At 60.3% G+C, this 24,878-nt stretch carries 19 protein-coding genes; 11 read left to right on the top strand and 8 right to left on the bottom strand.

All coding sequences use genetic code 11. The features are described from left to right. Positions 1-8 precede the first annotated feature (8 nt). Positions 9-1,373, bottom strand: a complete 1,365-nt coding sequence (locus NYP16_RS14155; protein WP_274944816.1) for an MATE family efflux transporter — start codon at positions 1,371-1,373, stop codon at positions 9-11. 181 nt (positions 1,374-1,554) lie between these two features. Between NYP16_RS14155 and NYP16_RS14150 the strand changes: the two genes are divergently transcribed. Next, positions 1,555-1,770, top strand: coding sequence for a DUF2061 domain-containing protein (locus NYP16_RS14150; protein WP_274944815.1), 216 nt, complete (start codon positions 1,555-1,557; stop codon positions 1,768-1,770). 14 nt (positions 1,771-1,784) lie between these two features. Here the strand turns inward: NYP16_RS14150 and NYP16_RS14145 are convergent, their stop codons facing one another. Further along, positions 1,785-2,087 carry a hypothetical protein gene (locus NYP16_RS14145; RefSeq protein ID WP_274944814.1) on the bottom strand — a complete coding sequence of 101 codons (303 nt, stop codon included), beginning with the start codon at positions 2,085-2,087 and terminating at the stop codon, positions 1,785-1,787. Positions 2,088-2,170: 83 nt separating this feature from the next. Here NYP16_RS14145 and NYP16_RS14140 point away from each other — a divergent pair, with 83 nt between their 5' ends. Genes NYP16_RS14140 through NYP16_RS14130 form a run of 3 tightly spaced genes read left to right on the top strand, consistent with a single transcriptional unit; the run spans position 2,171 to position 6,317 of the window. Then, positions 2,171-3,589, top strand: coding sequence for an FAD-binding oxidoreductase (locus tag NYP16_RS14140; RefSeq protein WP_274944813.1), 1,419 nt, complete (start codon positions 2,171-2,173; stop codon positions 3,587-3,589). Between the two features lie 12 nt (positions 3,590-3,601). Continuing rightward, complete coding sequence (locus NYP16_RS14135; RefSeq protein WP_274944812.1) at positions 3,602-4,012, top strand: hypothetical protein; 411 nt, start codon at positions 3,602-3,604, stop codon at positions 4,010-4,012. Positions 4,013-4,058: 46 nt separating this feature from the next. Further along, positions 4,059-6,317 carry a S9 family peptidase gene (locus NYP16_RS14130; RefSeq protein WP_274944811.1) on the top strand — a complete coding sequence of 753 codons (2,259 nt, stop codon included), beginning with the start codon at positions 4,059-4,061 and terminating at the stop codon, positions 6,315-6,317. 425 nt (positions 6,318-6,742) lie between these two features. On the opposite strand, the gene NYP16_RS14125 is transcribed toward NYP16_RS14130, so the two are convergent. After that, positions 6,743-7,732 (bottom strand): NADPH:quinone oxidoreductase family protein, encoded by a 990-nt coding sequence (locus NYP16_RS14125; RefSeq protein ID WP_346742540.1) that lies wholly within the window; start codon positions 7,730-7,732, stop codon positions 6,743-6,745. 159 nt (positions 7,733-7,891) lie between these two features. On the opposite strand from NYP16_RS14125, the gene NYP16_RS14120 reads away from it, so the two are divergent. The 3 genes from NYP16_RS14120 to NYP16_RS14110 all read left to right on the top strand — a co-directional run bounded on the left by NYP16_RS14120 (position 7,892) and on the right by NYP16_RS14110 (position 10,170). Continuing rightward, positions 7,892-8,404 (top strand): SspB family protein, encoded by a 513-nt coding sequence (locus NYP16_RS14120; protein WP_274944809.1) that lies wholly within the window; start codon positions 7,892-7,894, stop codon positions 8,402-8,404. Positions 8,405-8,492: 88 nt separating this feature from the next. After that, positions 8,493-9,917, top strand: coding sequence for a class II fumarate hydratase (fumC, locus tag NYP16_RS14115; protein WP_274944808.1), 1,425 nt, complete (start codon positions 8,493-8,495; stop codon positions 9,915-9,917). A gap of 4 nt (positions 9,918-9,921) precedes the next feature. Beyond that, positions 9,922-10,170: a ribbon-helix-helix domain-containing protein gene (locus NYP16_RS14110; RefSeq protein ID WP_274944807.1), complete on the top strand. Its 249-nt coding sequence runs from the start codon at positions 9,922-9,924 to the stop codon at positions 10,168-10,170. A gap of 3 nt (positions 10,171-10,173) precedes the next feature. Here the strand turns inward: NYP16_RS14110 and NYP16_RS14105 are convergent, their stop codons facing one another. After that, positions 10,174-13,605 carry an AsmA family protein gene (locus NYP16_RS14105; protein ID WP_274944806.1) on the bottom strand — a complete coding sequence of 1,144 codons (3,432 nt, stop codon included), beginning with the start codon at positions 13,603-13,605 and terminating at the stop codon, positions 10,174-10,176. Between the two features lie 269 nt (positions 13,606-13,874). On the opposite strand from NYP16_RS14105, the gene NYP16_RS14100 reads away from it, so the two are divergent. The 3 genes from NYP16_RS14100 (at position 13,875) to NYP16_RS14090 (ending at position 17,891) form a co-directional block, all read left to right on the top strand. Then, the gene (locus NYP16_RS14100) at positions 13,875-14,378 is read left to right on the top strand and encodes a thioesterase family protein (protein WP_274944805.1); all 504 of its coding nucleotides are present in this window, start codon (positions 13,875-13,877) and stop codon (positions 14,376-14,378) included. Positions 14,379-14,417: 39 nt separating this feature from the next. Next, positions 14,418-16,787, top strand: a complete 2,370-nt coding sequence (locus NYP16_RS14095; RefSeq protein WP_274944804.1) for an ATP-dependent helicase — start codon at positions 14,418-14,420, stop codon at positions 16,785-16,787. 180 nt (positions 16,788-16,967) lie between these two features. Next, positions 16,968-17,891: a 50S ribosomal protein L11 methyltransferase gene (locus NYP16_RS14090; protein WP_274944803.1), complete on the top strand. Its 924-nt coding sequence runs from the start codon at positions 16,968-16,970 to the stop codon at positions 17,889-17,891. A gap of 268 nt (positions 17,892-18,159) precedes the next feature. Here NYP16_RS14090 and NYP16_RS14085 read toward each other — a convergent pair whose 3' ends face one another. The 4 genes from NYP16_RS14085 to NYP16_RS14070 all read right to left on the bottom strand — a co-directional run bounded on the left by NYP16_RS14085 (position 18,160) and on the right by NYP16_RS14070 (position 23,493). Then, positions 18,160-18,489 carry a hypothetical protein gene (locus NYP16_RS14085; RefSeq protein WP_274944802.1) on the bottom strand — a complete coding sequence of 110 codons (330 nt, stop codon included), beginning with the start codon at positions 18,487-18,489 and terminating at the stop codon, positions 18,160-18,162. Positions 18,490-18,706: 217 nt separating this feature from the next. Then, positions 18,707-20,860, bottom strand: a complete 2,154-nt coding sequence (ligA, locus tag NYP16_RS14080; protein WP_274944801.1) for an NAD-dependent DNA ligase LigA — start codon at positions 20,858-20,860, stop codon at positions 18,707-18,709. 102 nt (positions 20,861-20,962) lie between these two features. Then, on the bottom strand, positions 20,963-22,645 hold the full coding sequence (recN, locus tag NYP16_RS14075; protein ID WP_274944800.1) for a DNA repair protein RecN: 1,683 nt from the start codon (positions 22,643-22,645) through the stop codon (positions 20,963-20,965). Between the two features lie 50 nt (positions 22,646-22,695). Then, on the bottom strand, positions 22,696-23,493 hold the full coding sequence (locus NYP16_RS14070) for an outer membrane protein assembly factor BamD (RefSeq protein WP_346742538.1): 798 nt from the start codon (positions 23,491-23,493) through the stop codon (positions 22,696-22,698). A gap of 538 nt (positions 23,494-24,031) precedes the next feature. Here NYP16_RS14070 and NYP16_RS14065 point away from each other — a divergent pair. After that, positions 24,032-24,565, top strand: coding sequence for a helix-turn-helix domain-containing protein (locus tag NYP16_RS14065; RefSeq protein WP_274944798.1), 534 nt, complete (start codon positions 24,032-24,034; stop codon positions 24,563-24,565). The last annotated feature ends 313 nt before the right edge of the window (positions 24,566-24,878 follow it).

The raw sequence follows: 24,878 nt of genomic DNA, 5'->3' as shown, positions 1-24,878 counted from the left end.
CCCCCCTCTCAGGTCTTGATATCTGTACTCTGCCGGAAGGCATTCCGCCGTGCAAGCAGGGCAAAGCGCCCGCCCAGAAGCACGGCTGCCGTGGAGGAACCGATGGCAAAAGACGCCGCGATGCCCGGCCCGCCGAACCCGGCCGGGAAGGCCAGAATCCAGGCCGCCGGCACCATGACCAGCAAAAACGCCGTCACCTGCAGAATAGAGGCCGTCCACTGATCCCCCGCCGCGCGCAGGGAATGCAGCAGGACGAACTGCATCGCATCAAAAAACAAGGCCACGAGAATAAACGGCAGCATCAGCCGCGCCATGGCATGAATCTTCAGGTCCGGGGTAAAAAGCGAAAAGAATGGCCCCGGCAACAAGGCATAGGCGAGCGCAAACGGCAGCATGCTCAGAAACGCCAGAGACACCCCGGTCGGCACGATGCGCGGAATGTCACCCAGCCGCTGCGCCCCCACCGCATTGCCAACCCGCACTGATGTTGCCGAAGCAATCGAAAAGCACACGATAAAGGCCAGAAGATGCATGTTATAGACGACTTCGAGGCCCGACAACGTGACGGCTCCGATCAGTCCGGCGAACATGATATTGGCCGTGGAGCCGAGGAACTCGAGCCCGCTTGCGACCCCAAGCGGAAAGCCGAAATACCGCACCCGCGCACCATCGTGCCAGAGCGCCCGCAAACTGAGCGTCCCGCTGCCGATGCCAAAACGGCTGCGGTCCTTCATGCCGCGAATATACAGGAACAGGCCGAGCGCCGCGCTCCATTGGCTGATAGCAGTGGCCAGCGCCGCCCCCGCAGCCCCCATGGCCGGGAACCCCCAATAGCCATAGATCATGATCAGATTGAGCCCGATATTAAGCGGCGTCGCCAGCAGCATGGCAACCATGCCGGGCTTGGGACGGCTCAAGCCCTGCAAAAAGAAGTTGGAGCAGACGAAAAAATAAGTCCCCGGAATGGCAAAGCCCATATAAGCGAGGTAACGGCCGCCGCCCACCACCAGATCCGGCGCAAGCCCGACCGCCGCCAAAGCCGGGCCACCGCCAAAACTGATCGCCAGCACAGCGCAGGCGCCAAGCAGCCCGGCATAGATCAACCCGCTTTTCCACAGCCGTCCGCAGAGCATCGGATCCCCCGCGCCATCGGCCCGCGCCGTCAGCACGATCACCCCGTTCAACAGCCCGATACCAACCATGATCACCACGAGAACGACCGCCCGCCCGGTGCTGAGAAACGCCAGTTCCTCGCCCCCGGCCTGCCCGACCATCACGGTATCGATAATATAAGCAGCAAGCGACAAGCCCTGCGCCAGCATCATCGGCAGGGCCAGACTCAGGGTGCGCTTGGCATGGTCGAAAAAGGTCATCATGTGATCCGTAATTTATCCTAAGGATTTAACCGCTTTGGCCAGGACAGGCAACCAATCACATGCGGTAAGGCCCTTCCGGTCGGAGAAGCCCGCCACAGGCCGTCAGCCAGAGCGTGGGATTTTTCCTTGAAAGATATGCAATTAATAATTATTATCATTTGCAGAAAGGATTTTCATGATGAGCCGCGATTTCGCCAAAACCGTCAGTTTCGCCGTCCTCCATATTGCGGTGGGCTTCGGCGTGACTTATGCCCTGACTGGATCCGTCGCCATCGCGAGCGGTGTCGCCCTGATTGAACCCCTGGTCAATTCAGTGGTCTTTTTCTTCCATGAAAAAGTCTGGCAGCGCGTTGCACCGGACGCCGAGGCGTCTGCGGCGCTGCATACGCACTAAAACATCCCCGTTTCTCAATATTGCGTCTTGGATGGCCCTTCGCGGTCATAGCAACGCACCCGTTGCTGCGTTTTATCAAACAGGCAATGCATCAAGGTCCCGGCGCTCGTCACCGCCCAGACCGCGCCGTCATCGGAGGCGCTCAGGACCGAAATCTGATTGCCGACCACGCTTTTATACTGCAGATCACGGGTGACCTGAGCCATCCGGTCCGCGTCATTGCCAAGCTGCGTTTCCGCCGCCCCGGCAGCGCTCCCGCTCAGAACCGCAAGAGCCATCACCGCCCCAAGCAGTCGCCGTCCAAACCGTTCCGTCATAGGATCTCTCCAGTCATTTCACGAAGATGTCAGCCCGGACGCTATTGCACTGGCCCGGCAGGGGTTTACCATGCAACCATACCATGATCAGCGCCGCTCTGAACGGAAACATCATTGTGACAGCGACTGCCGAAGCCATTGCCACCGTCATCACCGACCTCCGCGCCCTACTGGGGGAGCGCCTGTCCACCGGCGCCGCCGTGCGCGGTCATCACGGTAAAGACCTGTCGCATCACGAGGCCGCGCTGCCCGATGCCGTAGCCTTCCCCGGCACGACCGAGGAAGTGGCCGCCATCGTCAGGATCTGCGCCGCCCACAGGGTTCCGGTCATCGCTTACGGCACCGGGACCTCCCTTGAAGGCCATATCAATGCCATCGAAGGCGGCATCTGTATCGATCTCGGCGGCCTGAACCGCATTCTCAAAGTCAATACTGCGGATCTCGACGTCACGGTCGAGGCTGGCGTCACCCGCATGGACCTGAACGCCCATATCCGCGACAGCGGCCTGTTTTTCCCCATTGATCCCGGCGCCAATGCCTCCCTTGGCGGCATGTGCGCCACCCGCGCCTCGGGCACCAATGCCGTGCGCTATGGCACCATGCGCGAAAATGTACTGGCCCTCACCGTGGTGCTGGCCGACGGCCGCATCATCCGCACCGCCCGCCGCGCCCGCAAATCCGCCGCCGGCTATGACCTCACGCGGTTGTTTGTGGGCTCGGAAGGCACCCTTGGCATCATCACCGAAGCCACCCTGCGGCTTTATGGTATTCCCGAGGCCATGTCGTCGGCAGTGGTCGGGTTCGATAGCCTTGAAGGTGCGGTCAACACCGTCATCACCACCATACAATCCGGCATCCCCATCGCCCGGATCGAGCTGTTGAACAGCGCCATGATCGCCGCCATCAACAGCTATTCGAAACTGAGCTATGCCGAGCGCCCGACCCTGTTCCTGGAATTTCATGGCAGCCCGGCGGGCGTGGCCGAGCAGGCGGAGAATTTCGGCGCCATCGCTCAGGACTGCGGCGGCGGCGATTTCGCCTGGACCACAAAGACCGAGGATCGCACCCGACTGTGGCAGGCGCGGCATGACGTGGCCTATGCCGCCATGAACATCCGGCCCGGCGCCGACATGATCACCACCGACGTCTGCGTGCCGATCTCCCGGCTCGCCGATTGCATTCTTGAGACCGAGGCCGATTTCAAGGCCGAAGGCTTTCCCATCCCCATCGCCGGGCATGTGGGCGACGGCAATTTCCACACCATCCTGCTTTATGATCATAAGGACCCGGACGAAACCAAACGCGCCTTTGCCCTGAATGACCGCATGGTCATGCGGGCGCTGGCCATGGAGGGCACCTGCACCGGCGAACATGGCATCGGCCAGGGCAAACGGGACTTCCTGATTGCCGAACATGGGGAGGCCGTCAGCGTCATGCGCGCCATCAAAACCGCGCTCGATCCCGACATGATCATGAACCCCGGGAAAATCCTGAAACCCTGATAGGAAAGCCCCATGCGCAACCTGTTGTCCAGTCTGGCCCTCGTCGCCGCTCTGCTCACCTCGGCCCATGCTGCCGATGACCCGAACAGCGAAGGCGTGCAGCTGGAATGGCGGTCGCCGACCCGGCTCGCGGTGACGGCGCGGGTCGCTCTGCCCAACGGATGCCATCAACCCGTGGACATCCGCGAAATCACCCCGGAAGGGGCTCCACCCATCGCCAATGCCCTGGCGGCCACCATCAAAATCAATATCGCAGGCGGCATGTGTTCGCAGGACTATCGCATTCACCGCTTTGATCTGACGATCAAAGTGCCAGCCGATATTGCCGGTCTCGTGATCTATGAAGTGCGCACGGGAAAACCGATCAAGGCCATGCTTTATCCCTTGCCGACACGCCCGACGTCGCCGCACGAAATCCCGTAATCGAACTTTCCAAACTGCCCTTTGATGTTCCGAAAGATTTTGCTTCATGCTCGCAACCCGAAAATTCCTGCATCTCATCCTGCTGTCCGGGCTTGTCCTCAGCGCCGCGCAACCCGTTCTTGCCGCCGAAGATGGCCTGAGCTTCAAACGCCTCTTTGCCGCACCGGGCCTCGATGGCCCGCAAACGGGAGCCATGAAATTTTCGCCGGACAGCAGCAAGATCGCATATCTCAAGGGCAGCGACAGCGAACCACGGCGCTATGATCTCTGGCTCTATGACGTCGCCAGCAAGGAACAGAAACTGGTAGTCGCGGCGGCAAGCCTCACCGCCGCCCCGGCCGGGGCGCTGACCGACGATGAACGCGCCCGCCGCGAACGGACCCGCGTCATGGCCAGCGGCATTGTCAGTTTCGACTGGTCCCCCGCAAGCGACGCCGTGATGTTTCCCTGGAACGGTCAGGTTCAGCTGTACCGCCTGACCAGCAATGCCCTCGAACCCGTGAGCGCGGCTGAGAGTGGCGGCGACATGAGCAACGCGGCCTTGTCACTCAAGGGAGGCAAGCTCGCCTATGTATCCGGCAACGATCTTTTTGTGCTCGATCTCACCGACCGCAAAACCAAACGGCTGACCAAATCCAAGGACCCGCTGCTGCGCTATGGCGTCGCTGAGTTCGTCGCCGCCGAAGAAATCGGCCGCGAGACCGGATTCTGGTGGTCGCCGGACGGGCGCATGATCGCCGTCATCGAAGTGGACAGCCGCCCCGTGCCGCTGCAGTCCCGCTATGAAATTCTTGCTGATGACTGGCGCATCAATCACGAACCCTATCCGCAAGCAGGCAAACCCAATGTGCGGCTGCGCCTTGCGCTGATCGATGTGAAATCCGGCAAACAGCAATGGCTTGATCTCACATCCGATATTGGCGCTGCTGCGGATTTTTACCTCGCGCGCATTAAATGGCTTTCTGACAGCAGCGGGCTTCTGGTCACCCGGCAAAACCGCGATCAGAAAACGGTCGATGTGCTGCTCTATGACAAAAACGCGCAGAGCCACGGCACTCTTATTCATGAAACGTCAGATACCTGGGTCGATCTCCACAATGACCTGATCGAACTGACCACGACCCCGGCGCTACTTTGGGGCTCCGACCGTGACGGCCCGCATCGCATTTACCGCTATGGCAAGGACGGCAAGCTCGAAGGCGCACTGACCCCCATGTCGCTGTTCGTGGACCATATGGTCAGCGTCGATGAAATCGCCGGTAAACTTTATGTGGAAGGCTATGAGCAGGACCCGCGCGAACGTCATCTGTATTCGGTCGATCTCGATGCCAAAACCGATGATAAGCCGCAGCGACTGACGCTTGATGCCGGAATGCACAGTCTGGCCTTTTCATCGGACGGCAAGCAGGTGATCGACCGCTACACCAGCCCGGCGGTGCCCTATCTCGTCACCTTGCGGCCGACCGATGGCGGCTCCCCGAGCATTCTGTCCGATGGCCGCATCACCCCGTCGCATCCCTATAGCGCCTATAACGCCAGCCATGTGCCGCCGCAGTTCGGCAGCATCCGCGCTGCCGACGGCACCGAGCTGTATTACCGCCTGCTGATGCCGCGCGGCCTGAAGCCCGGGCAGCGCGTGCCGGTGCTTGTGCATGTTTATGGTGGCCCGGGATTTCAACTGGTCACCAATTCCTGGGGGCCGTTATGGCAGCAAGTGGCACTCGCGCGGGGTTATGCGGTGTTCATGCTCGATAATCGCGGCAGTGCACGGCGCGGCAAAGCCTTTGAAACTCCGATCTATCACAATCTCGGCAGTGTCGAGGTCCAGGACCAGTTGGCTGGCATCGCCTGGCTCAAGGCCCGCCCTGACATCGACCCCACCCGCGTCGCCGTGTTTGGCTGGAGCTATGGCGGCTATATGTCCCTTAAAATCGCCGAAGCAGCCGGCGACGGCTTGCGCGCCGCCATCTCCGGCGCGCCGGTCACCGATTGGCGGCTCTATGACAGCCATTACACCGAACGCTTCATGGGCCAGCCGCAGGATAACGCTGCGGCTTACGACAAAAGCTCGGTCTACCCCGAGCTCGACCACATGAAAGCGCCCTTGCTGCTTATTCACGGCATGGCCGATGACAATGTGCTGTTTACAAATTCAACCAAGCTGATGGCGGCACTGCAACAAAGCAGCCACCCCTTCGCCCTCATGACCTACCCCGGAATGACCCACTCCCCCCGCGAGCCGGTGGTGCAGGAACATCTGTACGAAACGATGTTTGATTTCCTGGACCAGAAAATGGGCAAGTAAGCTGCCCACAAAACGCATGTCATTGCCGGGCAATCCATCAGGCCACCGTAATGCCAGTGGAGACATGGATACCCGGGTCAAGCCCGGGTATGACAATGTGAGTGTGAGGGAAAAGTCTGTAGCGGCAATCAAAAAGCCTGCACCGACAATCCAAAAAAACCTGTCATTGCCGGGCTTGACCCGGCAATCCATCTGGCTACCGTAATGCCGGTGGAGGCATGGATACCCGGGTCAAGCCCGGGTATGACAATATGGGTATGAGGGAAAAGTCTGTAACGACAATCAAAAAAACCTGCACCAACAATCTAAAAACTGTCATTGCCGGGCTTGACCCGGCAATCCATCTGGCCACAGTAACACCGATGGAGGCATGGATACCCGGGTCAAGCCCGGGTATGACAATATGGGTAGGTGTGTCCAGCCTATCAGGCCTGCTCGCGATCGGTGACCAGGACGATCTTCCCCTTGGCCTTGCGGTTTTCGATGTCTCGCATGGCTTTGGCTGCATCGCGCAGTGGGTAGGTTGAGGAGACGATCGGCGTGATCTTGCCGTCCTCGAACAAGCGCATGAGAGCTGCAGTGTTGGCCGCGCTTTTCTCAGGCTCGCGGGCAACATGGGCGCCCCAGAATACGCCGAGAATATCGCAGCCCTTGAGCAGCACGCGGTTGAGGGCGACCGACGGTATGTCGCCGCTCGCGAAGCCGACCACCAGCAGACGGCCTTTCCAGTTGATGGCGCTCATGACGGCGTCCGTGGCCTTGCCGCCTACGGCGTCATAAATCACGTCCGCGCCCTGACCATTGGTGAGCGCACGCACACGTTCCTTCAAATCCTCGGTGCTGTAATTGATGGCTTCATCAGCGCCGTTCTCGCGCGCGAGGGCGAGTTTGTCGTCGGTGGAGGCCACCGCGATCACCCGCGCCCCAAGCGCTTTGCCGATCTGCACGGCGGCCAGACCGACGCCGCCTGCCGCACCTAACACCAGAAGCGTTTCACCCGGCTGAATATTGGCGCGGTCCACCAGCGCGTGATAGCTCGTGCCATAGGTGACAAGGAGCCCTGCCGCCTGCACAAAACTCATGTTACCGGGAAGCTTTGTGACTTCCGCCTGCGACACCAGCATTTCCTCGGCATAACCGCCCGAAATCGCCGTGGCGGCCACACGGTCACCGACGTTCACAGCTGTTACACCTGCCCCGACCTCAAGCACAACGCCCGCGGCTTCTCCGCCGGGTGAGAACGGAAACGGCGGTTTGAACTGGTATTTACCGCGGATAATCAGGGTGTCCGGGAAATTGACGCCTGACGCATGAACGCCGATGCGCACCTGACCCACGCCAAGGACCGGCGACGGCACCTCGGCATAAACCAGGGCTTCGGGTTCGCTAAACGACTGGCAGAGTATGGCTTTCATCATTTTAGGGCGACCTCCTGAGCTGCGCATTTTGCGGCATTTTGTGACTCGCGATAGCTGACGGAACAGTATATAAATTGTCACAGGTTTTAAATATTAATGGCACTAAGCTACTATTCTTATAAAGAATCCCATGATTGGGAGAGGTTTGGAAGATCGATGACGGAACAGCGCATACCCTATGACGAGATGGTGCAAAACGCGCTACTCGGTGTCGTGCGCAAAGTCATGCAAGATACGGCGAAGTTTGGCCTTTCGGGCGCCCATCATTTTTACATCGCCTTTCGCACCGACCATCCGGGCGTCGATATCCCGGCTTTCCTCAAGGAACGTTATAAGGACGAAATGACCATCGTCCTGCAGAATCAGTTCTGGGATCTCAAGGTCGAGGAAGAGTTCTTTCAGGTCGGCCTGAGCTTCAACCGCAAACCGGCGATCCTGCATATCCCGTTTGCCGCTGTGACCGGTTTCCTCGATCCTTCGGTCGAATTCGGCCTGCAGTTCCAGCGTCAACGCCCGGAAGACAAGGCGGATGACGAGGCGGACGCACTCGGCCTCGAGTCGGATGGCGTGCATAAAATCAGCGCCGATACCACCGCCCCCAATGATGCGGGCCCCGCATCTGGCGAAGCAAACGTCGTTGCACTGGACGCCTTCCGCAAAAAAAAGTAAGACCTCGCCTCGATAGGCCTGTCAGACTGTTGCGGGGTTACTCGCAAATTTCGTCTGGCAGCGCTCTGCCCACAGAGGAGATCGAGGCATGACCACCACCGGCAATACCGGCATCCGTGTCGAAACCGACACCTTCGGCCCCATCGACGTTCCCGCCAACCGTTACTGGGGTGCTCAGACCCAGCGGTCGATCGAAAACTTTCCGATCGGCGGCGAAACTATGCCGATTCCGGTCGTGCGCGCTTTGGGCGTCATCAAAAAGGCGGCGGCACTTGCCAACCACCGTCTTGGCAATCTTGATAAAGACATCTGCGACGTCGTGGCCGCTGCCGCTCAGGAAGTGATCGACGGCAAGTTCGACGACAATTTCCCGCTGGTGGTCTGGCAGACCGGTTCGGGCACCCAGTCGAACATGAACGCTAACGAAGTCATCTCGAACCGCGCCATTGAAATGATGGGCGGCGTCATGGGCACGAAAAAGCCGGTGCATCCGAACGACGACGTGAACCGCTCGCAGTCCTCAAACGATACCTTCCCCACCGCCATGCATGTGGCCGTCGGCGTCGAAGTGAACCGGACGCTGTTGCCCGCGCTTGAATATTTCCATGCTGCGCTGCTGCGGAAATCCACGGAATGGAACCATATCATCAAGATCGGCCGCACCCATATGCAGGATGCGACGCCCTTGACACTCGGGCAGGAATTCTCTGGCTACGCCCATCAGATCGCGGCCTCCATCGAGCGCGTGAAAGCCACGCTGCCGCGTCTTTACGAACTGGCGCAGGGCGGCACGGCTGTCGGCACCGGGCTCAACACGCTTGAGCATTTCGACACCACCGTGGCCGAGGAAATCGCCAAGATCACCGGACTGCCCTTCGTCACCGCCCGCAACAAGTTCGAAGCGCTGGCCGCCCATGACACCATGGTTGAAGTCTCGGGCGTGTTGAATGTGATCGCCGTCGCCTTCACCAAGATCGCCAATGACATCCGTCTCATGGGTTCGGGCCCACGCTGCGGCATCGGCGAACTGGTGCTGCCGGAAAACGAACCCGGCTCGTCGATCATGCCGGGCAAGGTCAACCCGACCCAGGCGGAAGCGCTAACCATGCTTGCGGCGCAGGTCATGGGCAACAACACCACGGTCACCTTTGCCGGAAGCCAGGGGCATCTTGAGCTCAATGTCTATAAGCCGGTCATCGTCTATAACGTGCTGCAGTCGCTGAAACTGCTGGCGGACGGGGCGAAAAGCTTCACCGACCGCTGCCTTGCCGGCACGACCCCGGACGAACAGCGCATTGCCGATCTGATGAACCGCTCGCTGATGCTGGTGACGGCGCTGGCCCCGGAAATCGGCTATGACAATGCCGCCAAGGTGGCCAAACATGCCCATAAAAAGGGCCTGACGCTGCTTGAATCGGCGCTGGATCTCGGGCTTGTGAGCGAAGAACGCTTCCACGCCGTGGTCCGCCCCGAAACCATGTTGGGCCCGGACAAAGCCCCGACCAAGGCATAATGCTATGAGCGAGCGCCCGGCCATACGTCCAACCGACATGAAAAAACATTCGGTGACCGTGGCCGGGCATCGCACCTCTATTTCCCTTGAGGCCGCCTTCTGGGACGCGCTTCAGACCATCGCCCGCACCCGCGGCGTGTCGATCAACCGGCTGATCGCCGATATCGACGAAGCCCGCAGCTCCAATCTTTCAAGCGCCATCCGCGTCTTTGTGCTTGAACAGCGCGCGCTGCTCGGCCCGGTACAATTTTAAATCTCAGCCGCCCGGCGGCGGCACGACCGGCTTGACCGGATTGAGCGGGCGGCCGATCTGGCGGGCCCGCTGCGCCTGCATGTCGCGGCTCAGATAGCGGATCTGCGGATTGCTGAGCGGCCCGGAAATAATCATGCCGATGGGCGTAAGCGGCATATGGTCGGTCAGTTGCAGACGGCCGCTTGACCACACAGTCTTTGCCGGAAGATCCACATTGAGAGCAAGCACAGCCTGCCCGCCGTCAAGCGGGATGGTGGTCTCAGTGAGCCCGATAACGCCCTTGCGCATCACCAATTGGCCGGTCATGCCACGATGCTCGGTCTCCCCGCTCGACAGCGCTGTGGCGAACAGGTCGCCATAACCGGCGCTCTCCCGCAATGTCGTGAGTTTGCTGTTGAGACCCGGCAGATCAAGGCCGGAGACGATGCCCGGACCGATGGCAAAATTCATCTGCCCATGCAGCCCGCGCATAAGGTCATAAGGATTGGCCCCAAGCCCGGCGAGCGTGCCTTGCAGGGTGACGGTGCCACTCAGCCCGCTCACATTCGACGTCGCCTCCAGCAGCTGCTGCAAAGACGCATTCTTGAGCGCGAAGCCAAGCCCGATGCCGGGCAGAGTGCTGCCCCCCTGCGGCGCGATCAGGTAATTGAGCGCAACCGTGCCGCCGAACAGGCCGCCGGTCAGTTGGCGAATTTCCATCCGTCCCTTGTCGACCATCAGCGTCAGGCGCGGCTGATCGAACAGAAAGCCCTGGGTCGCAAGGCTTTCGGCACTGATGCGCAGATCGCCGTCAAAGCTTTTGAACAGATCGAGGTGATAGGGCTCCCGCGACCAGAGCTCTCCCGGAAGTTTGGGCGCGCTGCCGAGCAGTTGATCAAGATCGACCGCCCCGGCCTTGAGATCACCAGTGATGCGGGGGCGCGGCCCGCCGCGCCCGATCACCAGTCCGCCGGTCAGTTGCAAGGGGCCAAAATCGCCGGTCAGCGCTTGCACCGCGATCGTATGCGGATCGCTCACAATGGTCCCGGCCATCTCGATCGGCCCGAAAGCCCGCGCGTCCCGCGCGAAATCAAACCCGAGCCCGCGCACGAAGGCGCGTGCGTCATCGCCTTTGACCAAAAGCGCGAATTCATAGGTCCGCGTATCACGCAGCTCCCGCGTTGATCCGGTCAGGGTGACCGTGGCCCCGGCCAGCGCCGCCTTGATATCCACATCGGCCTTTTGCGAAGTGCCGCGATAGCCCGCCGTCAACGCATAGGCATGATCATCCGCCGCCGCCGGAGTGCCAAAACCAAAATCCCACTGATCGGTGAAGGCGGCGAAGCTCGGCCCCTTGGCGGCGACCTCAACCGCCATGCCAACCAGACCACGGCCACCCCGATGCTTTTGTTTGGTGAATCCGAGCTCGGCCTTGGCCGTCACCGTCGCCGCCCCGGCCTGCCCGCCCAGGCTGAGACGAAGTTCATCAAGGGTGCCTTCGACCTTGCCTTTGAGCGACACCTTGCCAGCGGCCTTATCGGCCTTGATCGGCAGCAATTGGGGAAACGCCGTGCCAAGCCCGGCCAGCGACTGCCCTTCGGCGCTCATATGAAAATCAAACCGCGGCTGATTGGCAATGGTTTCGATATGGCCCTTGCCATCGACCGCGAGCCCGAGCAGATCCTGGGCCTTGAAACGATCAAGCTCGAACCGGCCACCGGTGAGCTTCGCATCGATGGTCACCGCATGGCCGGTGATCGGCCGGCAGGAAAATTTATCGACGGTCAGTTTGAGCGTCAGCGTCAGGCTGCCCACATCAAATCCGTCCGTCGGCGCCAGGGCGCCATCAAAAACCCGCGCATTCAGATTGTCATCCGAGCCACCGCCGACGCAATCACTGCCCGGCGCGAGATAATTGCCCAGGCTGAGGCGATCGGCATGAGCCGTCACGCCAATCACCGGCGCGTCACCGGGTTCATAAACCACCTCACCCCGCGCCATCATATCATCGAGACGAAACACCGCATCGCTGAACCGATAGCCGCTCCGGTCCACCGCAAGCGTGCTCGCAATGGCGAAGCCGGTGAGCCGTCCGGGCGGCACGCCCTTGATCTCCACATCCATCCAGTCAAGAAGAACGCGCAGATTGTTCGAGGCGGTGACAATCCGGCCATCAAAGCGCGGCGCTTCGCCGGTGGTCAGAATCCCGGCCACGTCCACGTCCGAGCCGCCGGGCAGCAGGGCATGGAATTTCTTGACGATGACCTTGCCTTCGGCCGCCGACACCTTGACTTCGGCCTGACGGATCACCTGTTTGCCCTGACGGATCTCGTCCGCCGACAAGGTGACTTCGCCGACGATGGACCCCGGATCAAGCGCGTCGAAAATATCGGCAAGGGTGATCGGCGGCGACTTCGCGTCCCGGGGCGGCATGGCCTGAAGGAACACGTCCGAGGCGATGGTCGAAAAATTAAGCGCGATATCCGCCCGTGGCTGCTCACCCAGATCGAACAAAAGCTGGCCGCTGCCTTTCGATTCGCCCAGGGTCAGGGTCAGCCCCCGGGTCTCGATGCGGGTGGCGCTGGCGGTCAGCCGGAACTCCGCCGTCATCGGCTCCGACAGGGAAAGCCCGGAAACGTCGGTGGCCCCGGCCAGCATCTGCAGCGCCGTCATGGTCTCGCCCACATTGCTGCTTTTGATGCTGGCATTGCCGGTATAGGCCAGATCCTCGCCAAGGGTGACGATGCCGCTCGTGTCTAATGTGGCGCGGGCAAAGCCGAGCGTGCCCTTGAACGGCGTCTTGCCGCCGACACCCTTGCGGCTCATGGTGAAGTCAAAATGGATCGGCACCGCCCGATAGAGCAGACTGCCCCCAGCCTTGAAGGGCCCGTCAAAGCTTTTGGCCTCAAGCTCGAAGGTGACCCCGGAGACATTCTCCTGCCAATGGCGGACGGAGTCGCGATAGGAAACAATGCCATCCCGGACCGCGAACCGATCGAGCTTAAGATCCGGCGTTCGTTCACTAACCTTCTGAAGATATTGTTTTTTCTTGCCGAGCCGCCAGTTTTCCTCGCCATTTGGCAAGACTTCGAGCTGAAGCACCGGCTTGTCGAAAATGACCTTGCTGACAAACAATTCGCCGAAGAACAACGGCAGAATGGCGATGCGCACGTCGACGCGCTCGACGCTCGCCATCTCCTCGGCGGTGCCGCCGGGGAGGTTGCCCATGCGCAGTTTATTGAGGATCACCACCGGGAGCGGCAGCAGTTCGACCTCCACCGGGCCGTCCACATGGACCGACCGATCGGTCACCTTCGAGGCCAGGGTCTCGATCTCGGGCTTATAGCTGTTCCAGTCGATAAGGCGCGGCACCACAAGGGCCAAGAGCACCAACGTGCCCAGCCCGCCCGCCGCCGCGATCCAGAATTTGCGGCGTTCTGAAGGCTTGCCCGTCATAGCGATCTGTTCCCCGCTCTGCCCGGCATGGAACGCTTTCCCCCTCAACCCCATCCTGATCTTATGTTGAACGCTTGTTTTGCCCCCATGCTAGCCTATAAAGTTCAAGAGGCTACAAAGGATGCCATAAGCCCGCGAAACCTACGCAGCCTTTGAGGCAAAATGGTGACGACAGCAGGAAGCTCGGGTAGAAAGCTTCTCGATTGAAAACCTGATATAGCAAAAAAACTAAAAAACCATCATCAGAGCGCAGTTGGATCGACGGTACCATGACAGACTCAGTCCCCATGACGGTTTTGAATGCCTCTGTGTTACCCGCATGGGTTGACCATAACGGGCATATGAACGTGGCCTATTACGCCACCCTGTTCGATCAGGCCTTCGAAGCCTTTTTCGACGTGGCCGGGGTCGGGCGCGACTATTCAGCCAGCCATGGCTGCGCCATGTTCGTCGTTGAAAGCCATTTCACCTATCAGCGCGAACTGAATGCGGGGGCCCCGCTCACCCTGCGTGTGCAGCTGATCGACCGTGACCGCAAGCGCATTCATGTGTTCCTCGAACTTTACCACGGGACCGAGCAGTATCTGGCCGCCACATCGGAACAGATCGCTGTCCATGTGAACCTCAAAAGCCGCAAGAGTCTGTCGATGCCGCCGGAGGTTATGGAGAATCTGAGCGAAATTCTCGATGCCCATTACCGCATCGCCCGGCCGAAGGAAGTCGGCCACAAGATCGGCATGCGGCGCAAGAAGCCGACATTGGCCGCGTCCTGACCCTTGTCGCGGGCCCGGCCGGTCCGCTATAACACCGCCATGACCGATCCATTTGACCTCGACGCGCTGCCTGAAAGCGCCCCGTCCCGCAGCGCCCCGACGCGGCCCGCGCCCTATCTTGCGAATTTGAACCCCGAACAGCGGACAGCGGTCGAAAGCCTCGACGGCCCGGTTCTGGTGCTGGCCGGGGCGGGAACCGGCAAAACGCGGGTGCTGACCACCCGGCTTGCCCATCTCCTTAATCTCGGCCGCGCCTATCCGAGCCAGATTCTGGCGGTGACCTTCACCAACAAGGCCGCCCGCGAAATGCAGGAGCGTGTCGGTCATGCGATCGGTGGAAGCGCCGAGGGCATGCCCTGGCTTGGCACCTTTCATGCGGTGGCGGCCAAGATTCTGCGGCGGCATGCAGAACTTGTGGGGCTCAAGTCGAATTTCACCATTCTCGACACCGACGACCAGATCCGGGTCATCAAGCAGGTGCTGGAACTCGCGCGGCTGGATGACAAGCGCTGGCCACCGAAGCTGTTCGCCTCCCTGCTCGATCAATGGAAAAACCGTGGCCTGACCCCGCAGAAACTCAGTGCCGCCGATGCCCAGGCCTTTGCCGATGGCCGGGCCGCCGAGCTTTATGCCGGCTATCAAGAACGGCTCCGCACTCTGAACGCCGCTGATTTCGGCGATCTTCTGTTGCATAACCTGACCATTTTCCAGAACCACCCGGACATTCTCGCCGACTATCAGCGGCGCTTCCGTTATGTGCTGGTCGACGAATATCAGGACACCAACGTCAGTCAGTATCTGTGGCTGCGGCTGCTGGCGCAGGCTCATAAGAACATCTGCTGTGTCGGCGATGATGACCAATCGATCTATGGCTGGCGCGGGGCTGAGGTCGGCAATATCCTGCGCTTCGAAACTGATTTCCCGGGGGCCGCGATCATCCGGCTTGAACAGAATTATCGTTCCACACCTGAAATCCTTGGGGCGGCATCGGGGCTCATTGCCGCCAACAAGGGACGGCTTGGCAAAACCCTTTGGACCACGGCCCCCGCCGGGGAGAAAGTCCGCGTGCGCGGCGTCTGGGATGGCCCGGAAGAAGCCCGCGTCGTCACTGACGAGATTGAAAGCCTGCGCGCCCGGGGCGACAAGCTGTCCCAAACCGCCGTTCTCGTCCGCGCCGGATTCCAGACCCGCGAATTCGAAGAGCGCTTTCTCACCGTCGGCCTTCCTTACCGCATCGTCGGCGGGGCGCGGTTTTACGAACGGTTGGAAATCCGCGATGCGCTCGCCTATCTGCGGCTGATCCAGCAAGGGGATGACGATCTCGCGTTTGAACGCGTCATCAACACCCCGAAACGCGGCATCGGCAAGGTGGCGCTGCAAAAGCTTTACGCCGTGTCCCGCGATCTCCGGGTGCCGCTGTTGCGCGCCGCAGAAATGCTTGGGGAGACCGAGGATCTGACCGGGGCCGCCCGGCGCTCCATCATGACCTTTGCCAACGACATCCGGCGCTGGCGCGACCTGCGCGATACGGTCGGCCATATGCAGCTGGCCGAAACCGTGCTCGAAGAATCCGGCTATGTGGCCATGTGGCAGCAGGATAAGTCGGCGGAAGCGCCGGGGCGGCTTGAAAACCTCGCCGAACTCATGCGCGCTATGGAAGGCTTTGATAATCTCGGCGGCTTCCTGGAGCATGTGAGCCTCGTCATGGACAACGAGCAGAACAATCACGGCGACAAGGTCAGCGTCATGACCCTCCACAGCGCCAAGGGGCTTGAGTTCGACAGCGTCTTCCTGCCCGGCTGGGAGGAGGGACTGTTCCCGAACCAGCGCGCGCTTGATGATGGCGGGCTTGCGTCGCTTGAGGAAGAACGCCGTCTGGCTTATGTGGGCATCACCCGCGCCCGCAAACGCGCGATCATTCTTCATGCCGCCAACCGCCTGGTCTATGGCCAATGGCAATCAAGCCTGCCGTCACGCTTCATCAACGAGATGCCCGGCGAATTTATCGAGATCGAAAGCAACCCCGGGCTCTATCGCGGCTCCATGTCACGCGGCTATGGCCGTGGCGCGGAGGATAACGACAGCGCCCCCTGGGACAGCGGTGCAAAAGACAGCGGCAGCAGCTGGGGCCAGACCACCGGCCAGTTTTCAAGCCGCCCATCATCAAGCGCCAACTGGAGCCAGCCGCCGCGCCGCGCCATGTCGCCCGGGCGCTTTGGCGGCGGACGGGTGATCGACGCCAAACCGCTGGCCCCGGCCGAAGGCGCCGCCTTCCGCATCGGCGACCGGGTGTTTCACGACAAATTCGGCTATGGACAGGTCATCGCCATTGACGGCACCAAGCTTGAAATCGAGTTCGAGCAGGGCACGGCGAAAAAGGTCATGGCAGGATTCGTCAAACCAGCTTGATGTCCGGTTCCCTCCACCCCGTCATTCCCGCGTAGGCGGGAATCCAGACCGGCGGCAACCATGGATCCCCGCCTACGCGGGGATGACAGTGAAGAAAATGGGATGGCTTCAACAGACGGAACGGCCTGAAGAAGACGCCACGTGCACATGACTAAACGGACTGACAGAGGACCCTAGAGAATGACCCTGGACAATATCTGGAAACTGACGCTCGCAGTCCCTACGCGGTTGATCCCGGCGCTGGAAGATGCGCTGTTCGGCATTGCCGATCTCGACACTCCGCCCACCTTCACCAATTTCGAGATTGTCGAGGGTGAAGAAACCCGGACGTTCGAAGCCTATTTCCCGCAGCCCGCCCCCGCGCCGCTCGCCGTGGTGACGGCGCTTGAAACGACCTTTGCCGCCTTTGGTGAGGACTATGGCGAATTCGGATATGGCCAGGTCGAGGACCGGGACTGGGTCTCGGAATCGCTCCGCCTGCTTGCGCCGATTACCGCCGGACGGTTTTTTGTCCATGGCCGCCATGATGCCGACAAGATACCCGCAGGCTCCCTCTCCCTTGAGATCGAGGCCGGGCAGGCTTTTGGATCAGGCAATCATGCGACCACCCAGGGCTGTCTTTTGGCGCTCAATGACCTTGCGGCAACACTGACACCCGGCAAGGTGCTGGATCTCGGCTGCGGCTCGGGGATTCTGGCGCTTGGCGCGGCGCGGCTTTGGCAGGCTGAGATCATCGCCACCGACATCGACCCCATCGCGGTTGCCGTGACGCGGGAAAATGTGGTGCTGAACGGTGTGGAATTGGCGGAAAACGGGCCCGAGGCCGGAAAAATCACCGCTCTCGTCTGCGACGGCATGGAAGACCCCGCCCTGCAGGCAGCCGCGCCGTTTGATCTGATCGTGGCCAATATTCTGATGCGGCCACTGATCGATCTTGCCCCCGCCATCACGGCGGCCATGGCATCCGGCAGCTATCTCGTGCTGTCGGGCCTGCTTGAAGATCAACAGGTGGCCGTGGTGGCCGCCTATGTTGAGCAGGGTCTGAAACTTGAGCGCGCCATCGTGATCGACGGCTGGGCCGCGCTCATTTTAACGCGAGAGTGAAATCTCTCAGCCGTCATCGCGAACCGCGTCAGCGGTGTGGCGATCCAGATCTTTGAGCCAGCTGTTTCTGGCGGCGAGACTGGATTGCTTCGGCTTTGCCTCGCAATGACGATGTAGATGGCTTTCGCGGCTTGGTTGCCACGCAGGGTGCAAACTTCCCCGGTTCTTCAGCCGTCATCGCGAGACGCGTTAGCGGCGTGGCGATCCAGGTCTTGGGCCAGACATCAATCTGGCCCTGGATTGCTTCGGCTTTGCCTCGCAATGACAATTACGCGGCTTGGTTGTCTTCGTCGGTTACGTTGTCATTGGCGAAGGGGGCGCGGACGGCGTCAGAAATCTTTGACACCTTGGCTTCGACCAGATCGAGGAAATTGAAATCCGGGCTTTTCACCGCGTCAACCGCCGTGGCGATCAGCGAGAAGGTTCCGCGCACCATGTTTTCCGTCAGCGGACGAATGTCATAGCGGGCGTCATAAACTTCTTCGCTATATCCACGGGCAGCGATGAAATTGACGAATTCAGTTACCGGGTAAGTTGCAACGCCCACGGCGCGAACGACGGCATCAGCAGCAATGTTAAAATCGGTACGGTTTGGCATGATCGTCCCCTTGTTTAAAATACATCAGTCAAAATCTGCTTCATATTGCAGTGCGATAAACTCATCATCCTGAAGCATCTTGTTTCTGCCACCCTTATATTGCATCGCACAATGATAAGTGTAGAGGGGACATATGCATTCCAGCCATGCGTCAGGCGCATGGCTGGGCATATTACTGCTGTGTTTAGGGAATATCTGAATATCTCTAGCGTCTAAGTCAGGTATTGAGGCTGGCCAGCAATGCGATCCAGGCGTCCTCGTCCATAACTTCGATGCCGAGTTCGGCCGCCTTCTTGAGTTTAGAGCCCGCCCCGGGGCCCGCCACCAGGATATCGGTCTTGGCCGAAACCGATCCTGCGACCTTGGCTCCGAGCGCCTCGGCCCGTGCCTTGGCCTCGTCCCGGGTCATTTTTTCAAGCGACCCGGTGAACACCATGGTTTTGCCCGCCACCGGACTGTCCGCCCGCTGCACGGCGACATAATCTTCGACGGTGAGTTCGGACAGCAGGTCATCCACGAGCGCGCGGTTATGGTCCTCGGCAAAGAAATCAACCAGCGCGCGCGCCACTTCCGGGCCGACGCCACCGACATTGATCAGGGCCACCAGCTCCTTGTCCTTGCGACGGTTGAATTTCTCCTCCGTCTCCCCGAGCGCCGGGAAAAGGTCCGCTAACCGCGCGACGGCACGCTCGATGCCTTCGCGTAAAGCTGCAAAGCTGCCATAAACCTTGGCCAGATCACGCGCCGTCACTTCGCCGATATGACGAATGCCGAGCGCAAATAGAAAGCGCGGCAAAGAGATATGGCGGCGGTCGTCAATGGCGGCCATGAGTTTCTGAACCGATTGCCCACCCCAACCGTCACGGATCAGAAGCGCCTCCTGATGCTCTTTCAGGCGGAAAATATCGGCGGGGCTTTTGATGATCCCCTCGGTGACGAATTCCTCGACGCTTTTGGCCCCGAGACCTTCGATATCAAAGGCCGTGCGCGAGACGAAATGACGCAGGCGTTCCACCTGTTGCGCCGGGCAGATGAGGCCGCCGGTGCAGCGGCGGGCGACTTCGCCCTCCTCCCGCACCGCCTGACTGTCGCAGGCCGGGCAGCTGTGCGGGAACTCATAGGGGACGGAGCCCGGCGGGCGCTTGGCCGTCACCACCGCCACCACCTGCGGGATGACGTCGCCTGCGCGCTGGATGATCACCCTATCGCCGATATGGATATCCTTGCGGGCGATTTCATCCTCGTTATGCAGGGTGGCGTTCGAGACCACGACGCCGCCCACCGTCACCGGATGCAGTTTGGCCACCGGCGTCAGCACACCAGTGCGTCCAACCTGAATATCGATGGCTTCGAGGGTGGTCTCGGCTTGCTCCGCCGGAAATTTATGGGCAATGGCCCAGCGCGGATCGCGGCTTTTCATGCCGAGACGGTCCTGCCAGTCGAGGCGATCGACCTTATAGACCACGCCGTCGATGTCATACATGAGATTGGCGCGATCAGCCTCGATCGTCGCGTAGAACGCAAGCAAGGCGGGCAGATCTGAAATCTTGCAGCTCAAGGGATTGGTGGCAAAGCCCCAGTCGCGGAAATGCTCCATGACCTCGGAATGACGGGCGCCGAGGGGGGCGCTCACCTCGCCCCAGGCATAGGCGAAAAAGCGCAAGGGGCGAGCTTCGGTAACCGATGGGTCAAGCTGGCGTACCGATCCGGCGGCGGCGTTGCGTGGATTGGCGAAGGGCGGTTTTCCGGCGGCAATCTGACGCGCATTCAGATCGGCGAAATCGGGTTTGGCCATATAGACCTCACCACGCACTTCGAGGATATCGGGCCAGCCTAGCCCCTGAAGCTCATGGGGGATGTCGGCGATGGTCAGGAGGTTTTGCGTGATGTCCTCGCCCTCGCTGCCGTCGCCGCGTGTGGCGCCGACGATCAGCCGTCCCTGCTCATAACGCAGGCTGGCCGACAGGCCGTCAATCTTGGGCTCGGCCATCAGATCCACAACCGCGTCATCAGGCAGCTTCAAAAAGCGCCGCACCCGGCTGACGAAATCCTCCACATCCTCACTGGTGAAGGCATTGGCGAGCGACAGCATGGGCTTCGCATGACGGACCTTGGCGAACCCGGCGGCCGGAGCAGCCCCTACTTTCTTGCTCGGGCTGTCGGGGCGGACGAGATCGGGGAAGCGCGCCTCGATCGCCGCATTGCGCAGGCGGAGCGCGTCATAGTCGGCGTCAGTGATGACCGGCGCGTCTTGTTGGTAATAGGCGGCGTCGTGACGGGCAATTTCTTGTGCGAGATCAGCAAGTTCCGCCACCGCCTCCATCGGCGTGAGGGCATCCACCGCGAGAGGCGTTGTCTGTCGCTTGTCCATTGGGTCACTGCCTCTCGTGATTTAGATAGATCTGTCTGTCCCGCGTTTAAGGGACAACAATTATAAGCCATCAGGCAGCCTTGCAAAGTGCTTGCGATGGTATCAGCGTTGCATCAGCTGCGCCGCCGCCGCCCGCGCTTCGTCGGTGATGCGCGCCCCGGCCAGCATGCGGGCGATTTCCTCCTGCCGGGCGGAGGGGTCGAGAGCCTGCACTTCAGTGATCATTTCCTCACCACGACCGGCTTTGCGGGTGCGCTTGCTGATATGCCAGTGATGGCTGCCCGCCGCCGCCACCTGCGGCGAATGTGTGACCACGAGAACCTGTAGCGATCCGGCCAGTTGTGCCAGGCGCTCGCCGACCGCATCGGCCACGGCACCGCCGACCCCGCGATCCACTTCATCGAAGATCAGGGTCGGGGCCGACCCGCGCGCGGCGAGCACGACCTTGAGCGCGAGGATGAAGCGCGATTGTTCCCCGCCCGAGGCGATTTTCATCAAGGGACCAAAAGGTGCCCCCGGATTGGTCGCGACCTCGAACTCGATGCGCTCGCCGCCGTCGGCGGTCCAGTGCTCTTCGGGCAAAAGTTCGATCCGGGTGCGGAATTTGGCTTTGTCGAGCTTGAGCGGCGCGAGTTCGGCATTGACCACGCGGTCGAGTGAGAGCGCGGTCTTTTCCCGTTTCTGGCGTAAGGCGAGCGCGGCTTTTTCAAAATTTTGCCGGGACTTCGCCTCAGCCGCCACCAGATCGCGCAGACGGTTTTCACTGTGATCGAGGGCGCTCAGCCGGGCGGCATATTGATCACGCAGATCCTGAAGGTCATCGACCGCGCAATGATGTTTGCGCGCGGCCCCCCGGAGCGCAAACAGGCGTTCTTCGGTGGCGTCCTGCTCCCGCGGATCAAAGGCGAACCGGGCCAACATCTCCTCAAGCTGGGCAATGGCCTCGCCCGCCTCGATGGAGGCCCGCTCCAAGGCTGTCAGCACCCCGTCGAGCGCCTCTCCGCCGGTGCCGGGCATACGCTCAAGCCGCCGCATGGCGCCGCGCAGCAGCCCATCCGCCCCGCCGTCGCTGACCAGGTCGTTCAACACCTCGCCAAGCCCGCCGCGCAGTTTTTCCCCCTGCATCATCAGAGTGCGGCGGGCTGAAAGCACCTCCTCCTCACCGATCACCGGGTCGAGCTTGTCGAGTTCAGCCAGACTGTGCCGGAGATAATCTTCATCAGCGCGGATGGCTTGCAACAGCTGCTGTTCGGCACTGACCAGGCCCCGCGCCGCGTCCCAGTCGCCATGGGCACGGCGCAGAGCGGCGAGCGCATCGTCCGCTCCGATAAAGGCATCGAGCAAACGCCGATGACCACCCGCGTTCAAAAGACCGCGATCGTCATGTTGGCCATGAATTTCAACCAGTTGATCGCCGATTTCCCGCATCAGGCCGACCCCGATGGGGGCGTCATTGAGAAAGGCGCGAGTGCGGCCGTCAGCCTCGATCATGCGGCGGAGGATGAGAATGCCGTCTCCGGCCCCCTCATCAAGCCCCTGATCGCGTAGCAGGCCCCAGACCGCATGGGTCGCGGCAAGTTCGAACAGCGCCGTCACCTGCCCGCGCTCCGCACCCGGACGCACAAGACCACGCTCAGCCCGCGCGCCAAGCGCGAGACCAAGCGAATCAAGCAGAATGGATTTCCCCGCCCCGGTTTCCCCGGTCAGGACGCAAAGACCGTCTTCAAAGCTCAGGTCGAGCCGCTCAATGACGACGATATCCCGAATGGACAGGGTCTTCAGCATCAGCAGCCTATTCCGCTCTCAAGGGCCAAGGTGCCCCGTCGGCGTCCCGATCAGAGGTTGCCTGAAGGCGCTGCCGCCGGTGCGGCAGGCTGCGCCTCAGCAGGTTTATGCCGTGCCGGTATGGCATGTTCCTTGCCGAGAAGCGTATAGCTGCGCTTGTACCATTTGCTATCGGGGTAGTTTTCCCCAAGCACAGCAGCAGAGCGCTGAGCTTCTTCGATCAGACCGAGGGCGAGATAGGATTCGGTCAGCCGATGCAGCGCCTCAGGCACCTGGGTGGTCGTCTGATATTTGTCAACGACGCTGCGGAAGCGATTGGACGCCGCCAGATATTCCTTTGATTTCAAATAATAACGGCCAATCGACATTTCCTTGCCCGCAAGATGATCCCGGGTCAGGTCAATCTTTTGCCGCGCGTCCTGGGCAAATTCGGTATTGGGGAAGCGGCGGACGATTTCCTGCAGGGCAGTCATTGCCTGTTCGGTCATCTTCTGGTCGCGGCCGACGTCGGAAATCTGCTCATAATAACAGATGGCCACAAGATAATAGGCGTAAGGCGCATCCTTGTTGCCAGGATGCAGCGAAATAAACCGCTCAGCCGCCAGAATCGCGTCTTCGTATTTATTGGCCATATAATAGGAATAGGCCGCCATCAACTGCCCGCGGCGCGCCCATGCCGAATAGGGATGCTGACGCTCAACTTCGTCAAAGGCACCCGCGGCATACCGATACTGCCCCTCGTCGAGATAGGTCCCGGCGATGTTGTAGAGCGTGTCGACGTCACGTTCCTTGTAAACGTCTTTGGAGTCGCTGCTGCAAGCACTTAGCAACAGGCTGCCGCCAAGCATGAAGCCTAGGGCGACATGACGGATATAAGGGGAAATGCGCCGCGCGGACTCGGTACCGTCCCCGAAAGAACCGACCGAAGATCCAGCTGTGCGATCAATGCTAAAAGCAACCATACGAGACACAGGGCCTGACTTTCGTTGTAACTGAGACGCGAGGATGCGGACATGAAATTCCCGATCAAAGCGGATTACACATGCAAAGCATCCGATTTTGTGCTAACTCTATACCATGACTCTCTTGGATCGAGCCAACAAATTAGCTGATCCCTGACAGGCATCACGTTCTAATTGTAAGTTGTGGGCTTTCGGAAGCATTTTGCCAATTGTACTTACATATGTGGCCAAACATCTGCCCTGAAATCACGTCTTGCCCCACATCCTGAACGTGCGGATGTATTTTCTGATGCAACTTCAAGGGAGATAGAGTAACTCAGTGAAACCTGAGCTGTCGGACCTGTTCCGGGGGGTAGCGGACGATTAGTTCAAAAAATAACGAGAAGCTGCAACCAAACTTGCCAGTCAACTGTGGAGCAATGCGATGGCTAAACAAGCAACGATTCGTAGAGGGCGCCCTCCGAAGTCGGCCGCAAAGACCGCGACCGCAACCAAAGCCGCCCCTAAAACAACTGCACCTAAATCAACTACAACCAGAAAAGTAGAACCCGCCCGGCGTCGTGGTGCCCGGCAAAGCGTGTATGCAAAACGCGTTGATGCTTATGTTGGAGAACGGCTGCGCGAACGCCGCAGCATGATGGGATATACCCAGGAATCCCTGGCTAATCACCTCAAACTTTCGCATCAACAAGTACAGAAATACGAAACCGGCGCCAACCGTATCAGTGCCGGAAGACTCTATGAACTCGCGAAGACGTTAGGCGTTAATGTATCCTACTTCTTCGATGGTTTTGACGAAGGAGCCCCGATAACCGAACAAAAGCACGGCGGCACCAATCGTTCGGCCATCGAAATCGCTCAGAATTTCAGCGAGATCAAGGACCCGTCGGTCAAATCGACCCTGTCGAGCCTGGTCAAGATGCTGGCTCAGCATGAGCGGGAACGTCAAGACGCCTGAGCATCCATCATCGCAACAGCATGTGCGCGATGATCATGGATAGCGAACTCTCAAGAACGACCTGAGTGATATCACTCGGGTCGTTTTCTTTTGGGCGGCCCGATATGTCAAAAAACGACCCGAGCGGGATGGCTCGGGCCGTTTCTTTTGGGCTTTATCTGATTGTCAAAAAAAACGACCCAAGCGGGATGGCTCGGGCCGTTTCTTTTGGGCTTGTCTGATTGTCAAAAAAAACGACCCGAGCGGGATGGCTCGGGCCGTTTCTTTTGACGGTGGACCTTGATCGGACCCAAAGGCCCGGAGCAAGTCCAGG

Source organism: Govania unica, from assembly GCF_027920805.1.
Taxonomy (GTDB): domain Bacteria; phylum Pseudomonadota; class Alphaproteobacteria; order Sphingomonadales; family Govanellaceae; genus Govanella; species Govanella unica.
Note: the sequence above shows the minus strand (reverse complement) of the source record. Positions and strands in the feature narration are given on the sequence as shown.